Genomic DNA, 1,414 nt, shown 5'->3' with positions numbered 1-1,414 from the left:
AACGGAAGATATGGTCCACCTGCTCTTGCGTGAACCCCGCGAAGGTTTGTTGGGCTTGCTTGACTCGGGCGACTAGCGCGTTGAGTTCATTCAGGTTAGTGACTGCCATGGTGTTGCTCCACGATGAAAAAATATCAATCTGGTCATCGCACTGCGTACACAATCCGATGACCGCATTGATGTTTCACCCTGCCTGCCGGACAAACCCGCCCAGCCAACCCGCCACGAAATCCCTTGTTTGACTTATGGTTTCAAGTAGTCTAAAAACTCTTCCTACCTGTGAAAAGCGACAAAAATTCGTGCATCCATGAAATTAATTCAACGTTATCCCGCCCTGCGCAAAGCATCGATCAAAAGCCTGCAAGCCTTTGAATCTGCTTACCTGCATAAAAACTTTGCCATCGCGGCGCAGGAGCTCTCCGTCACCGCCTCGGCCGTGAGCCATGCCATCCAGTCGCTCGAATCGGTGCTGGGGGTTCAGTTGTTTGATCGGGGAAAAAAGGGGGCAGTCCCGACGGATGCCGGGGTAAGGCTGTATGCGGCGATCAAGCGCTCGTTCGCGGAAATCGATCTTGAGATGCAGACCATCATGGATCAATCCTCGCAGCGGCAGCTTGTAACCATCCAGAGCTCACCGGGCTTTGCCAGCATCTGGATCGTGCCGCGCCTGCACGAGTTCATGCAGCGTTATCCGGATACCGACCTGAGACTTTGGGCCGTGCATGAGCCGGCGGATTTCAGCAACAACGCTCTGGACATTGCCATTGTGTATGGCGAACCGCCCTCCTCGCCCATGATACGCACCGAGGCCATGATGCCCTCCGAGTGCTATGTACCCTTGTGCAGCCCGGCATTGGCAGAAGCCAACAGCATGGAAATCGAACAGATTTCCAATATGAACCTGGTGCATTGCGACACCACGGTTGTTTCATGGCGGCACTGGGCCGAACACTATCTGCCGGGATTTGAACATGCAGAAGGCATGGAGCGCGGCATCCATCTGGATCGCTCGTATCTAAGCCTGCGCGCCGCCATGAACAAGGTCGGCGTCTGCATCGACAGCACACTGCTTGCACACGAATTTCTGGAAAGCCATCAGCTGGTCATGCCGTTCGGCAACAAGGGCATTCCCAAGTGCGCGCATCATTTATGCGTGCCGAAAACCAAGATGGAGATGCCCAAGGTACAACTGGTGCTGTCGTGGATAAAGTCCTGGCTTCCCAAATAGAACCCATATCTTCGAACAAAACCCGGAAACCATGACGACTTCCGGGTTTTGCATTTTTAAACCGGATGGCAATCAACACTCACCGCATCGGCCTGCGCCAAATGCAATGAAGTATCGACCACCGTATCCGGATTGAGCGAAATGGTCTCGATGCCTTGCGCCATCAGCCATTGCGCCAGATCCGGA

The 1,414-nt window shown here is 54.0% G+C and carries 1 protein-coding gene; it reads left to right on the top strand.

From position 1 onward, the window contains the following. Positions 1-307 precede the first annotated feature (307 nt). Entirely contained in the window at positions 308-1,228 is a 921-nt protein-coding gene (locus tag AC0KVQ_RS16410; RefSeq protein ID WP_473422271.1) for a LysR substrate-binding domain-containing protein, read from the top strand. Positions 1,229-1,414 lie beyond the last annotated feature (186 nt).

This window comes from Formivibrio sp. oc-25 (assembly GCF_055810895.1).
This window is presented reverse-complemented; position numbering and strand designations above follow the sequence as displayed.

Coding starts and splice junctions, on each gene's coding strand:
- AC0KVQ_RS16410 (WP_473422271.1), top strand. CDS start 308: ATGAAATTAATTCAACGTTATCCCGCCCTGCGCAAAGCATCGATCAAA.